Raw genomic sequence first — 3017 nt, 5'->3', positions numbered from 1 at the left:
GACCTCACCATGGCACCGGAGCGCATTATCGAACTGTTCGTCTGGCGTTGGTCGCTGGAGGTCACCTTCGAGGAAACACGCCGGCATCTCGGTGTGGAAACCCAGCGCCAATGGAGCGACTTGGCCATCGCCCGGACCACCCCGGTGCTGCTGGCCCTGTTCTCGCTCGTGTGTCTGATGGTTTATCAGTGGCGCGAGCGCTGGGACACCCTGGCACGCTCCACCGCTTGGTACCTCAAGCCGCAGGCGACCTTCTCGGACTGCTTGGCCCTGGTGCGCCGCACCCTCTGGGCCGAGGACAATGACAGCGACTCAACGTCAGAGCCCGACCGGGTCCTAATTTCTGCCAAACGCCTGGATCGCTTGCTCGACCAGCTTGCGGCGACGGCCTAAATTGGCCAAAGCCGAGTTAACGTAACCGGAGGTATCTATATGGCAAACCTGAAATCGATTGCTATATCCGTAACGTTTGCGATAGCTTCATTTGACGCAAATGCGAATCTTCTCGTCAATTCGGGATTTGAAGATGATCTTAACAACTGGTCTATTTTAGGCACTGCACGTATCCGCGCATCAGATCCTGCGCCATATGAAGGCACAAGCTATTTATACGGCCGGGGATCACAATTTACAGTGTGGCAGGATGTTGATCTATTAGATAATGGCTACTCCGTTTCAGATCTTGACGCTGGGATGCTAACTTTGCAGTACGGAGGCTGGCGGCCTTGATCATCGATTGGTCCACCGTTGCTAAGCCGCCACAGCGAGCAAGTGAGGCGATTTCGCTGGCCGTGGTCGTCGTTTCGCGGGCCGCGCGGGCCATGGCATCCGCTCAAGCACCTGCTCGAATAATGAGGGATGCGCTTGCGCGAAGAACCGTTCAGCCGCTGTGGTGCCATCAGGGCGTTTGATCGCGAAGTTGTGGATCGCCGTGAGCACGGCCTGCTTACGCGGACTGAGGCGGTGATGACCATGCTGATACAGGGAGAGAAAGCCATTACGCCCTTCGACGCAGGAGCTGCTGCGCTGGAACAGATCGGCACACTCCTGGGCGACCTGCTCGAGGTGACAACGGGTCTCGCGGTCGAGGGCTTGGATCGGGTGCGACGGCTGCTGGAGCGGTGCGAGCCGCTGGGCGCTCAAACGCTTGAGCCGATGGCGCTGCTCGGCGTGGGGGCTGCGCTCGGCGACCCGCTCCAGGTAGAGCGCGGGGATGAGGTCCTCGAGCATCGCCTGCTCGATCGCGGGAGCGAGGTTGAGGGCATGCACCCGAGTCGTCACCGTCATGAAGAAGAACGCCAGCGTGGCCACCAGTGCGTTGGTGAGTCGCTTTGCCTTGGCCAGATGGGCGCACAGGCGCTCGGACAAGGCCGCCTCCTCGGCGATCCTCTCCAGGCGCTCGAAGAGCGTCCCGAGCCGTTGGGCGAGGTCCTCTGGGGGCCGCGCCTGTCCGTGCTCGAGATCGTAGGGGTGATCGAGCGCACTCACCTCGGCGATCAGCGTCTTGGCTTCCGTGCGACGCGCCTCGGCCCGCTCGCGTACCAGGCTGAGCTGGACGTCGTCACGCAGGGCGCGAGCGGTGCGTGCAGCCAAGTCCGGCGGGCGTCCCGGACCATGGGGGTGGCGATGATACTCCTGCTCGGCGGCGCACGCGTCCTGCCAGCGCGCCTTGGCCTTAGCCTCCTCGCTGTCCGCCTGCTGCTGGGCGCGCGCCAACGACAGAGTCATCGCCTTGCTGATCTCATGCTGCAGATGAAAGAGATCGGTGGAATGATGCGCGCCGAGATCGCGCTTCACATGCGCCAACAGTCCCTTGGCTTCGTCACTGGTGCCTTGCACGACGGTGACGTTCAGCCCTTCGAGCCCGTGCGCGAGCGCGTGCGTCCAGGTCGCCGCCGAGCGCTCCTCGGCCACCTCCTCGACCAGGATCAAGCCCGAGACAGGGTCGATGGCCACCAGGCGCATCCCATCCTTCCAGGTCTCGTCTTCGGCGATGCTCAGGGTGCGAGGCGGCATGGTCGCGGCCAGTTCAGTGCGCTGCTCGCGCGCGCAGGCAAGGATGTGCTCCTCCAAGTGGGCATGGAACGCTTGCTGGGTGCCGTAGGAGGCCGCGATGAAGTCCGACAGACCGCTGAGCTCGAGGAACTCATCCACCACGCGGATGCCTGCGCCACCGATCTCGGTGATGCACCAGTGCGCGGCCATCAGGATCCGACGCAGCCACACCACGCCCTCGGGCGTCTCGGTGAAGGCGAGCAACACCGGCGGGGCTCCACGTCCCTTGGCTTCGTTCCAGTAACGCAGCGTACTGCGGGGCACACCGGCGCCAGCCGCCGCGCTCCGTTGACTCTGTCCGCCATGCTGCGCATGGCCCACCACGCTGAGACACTCGGCGCGATACCGCCGATCATGCATTGGCGTCGGATGTCTGGGTGCAGTAGAGTCAATCGCGGCAGGGGCATCGGGCAACGGCGTTTCCCTCGGTCAGTTAGCGCTTCCAAGGGTACGCCTCCCCGTCGCTCCTGCCACACCTTTTGCCCCTCTTCATCACCTACCCAGATACTCGGTCTTGGACCAATCGATGACCAAGGCCAGGCTGGCAAAGCGGCTGGGGTGATGGAGATATTGGCCAAATAGTCATAATGCAGTTAGCCTCAGATATGTCGGTGATTAGTAGCGCTAACCTCGATAGGTTTACCTCCAATAAAATCTGGGAACAACAATCAGGTGAAACCGGATTAGTTGCAGGAACAAGATACGTGCGTTTTGAGTTCGTCGGCAATCGGAATGCAGGTTCGAACAACGATGCATACCTAGATGCTGCATACTTAAATGTTGCTGCGGTGCCAATTCCATCGACGGTGTTGCTATTCGGTTCTGCTTTAGTCGGCTTCGCTGGCATAGGACGAATGAGACGGTTGAGATGGGTGCGGCCTCCGCATGATGTCCTCAGCAGCAGCATTCAGCGCCAAATTGATCGATTTTCTCCCAGAACTGAGTCCAACGTCCGGTGGTGT

The 3017-nt window shown here is 61.2% G+C and carries 3 protein-coding genes; 2 read left to right on the top strand and 1 reads right to left on the bottom strand.

Annotation, left to right across the window (positions count from 1 at the left end):
• Positions 1-393 (top strand): hypothetical protein (locus tag D779_RS20720; protein ID WP_043758435.1); only part of this gene is annotated, 393 nt, incomplete at its 5' end.
• Positions 394-432: 39 nt separating this feature from the next.
• Positions 433-729: a carbohydrate binding domain-containing protein gene (locus D779_RS22545; protein ID WP_157726501.1), complete on the top strand. Its 297-nt coding sequence runs from the start codon at positions 433-435 to the stop codon at positions 727-729.
• Between the two features lie 21 nt (positions 730-750).
• Here the strand turns inward: D779_RS22545 and D779_RS22720 are convergent, their stop codons facing one another.
• Entirely contained in the window at positions 751-2262 is a 1512-nt protein-coding gene (locus D779_RS22720; protein ID WP_198295766.1) for a DUF6399 domain-containing protein, read from the bottom strand.
• Between the last annotated feature and the right edge of the window lie 755 nt (positions 2263-3017).

This window comes from Imhoffiella purpurea, assembly GCF_000585215.1.
Lineage (GTDB): Bacteria > Pseudomonadota > Gammaproteobacteria > Chromatiales > Chromatiaceae > Imhoffiella > Imhoffiella purpurea.
The sequence above is the reverse complement of the archived record's forward strand: the minus strand, read 5'-3'. Positions and strand labels throughout refer to the sequence as shown.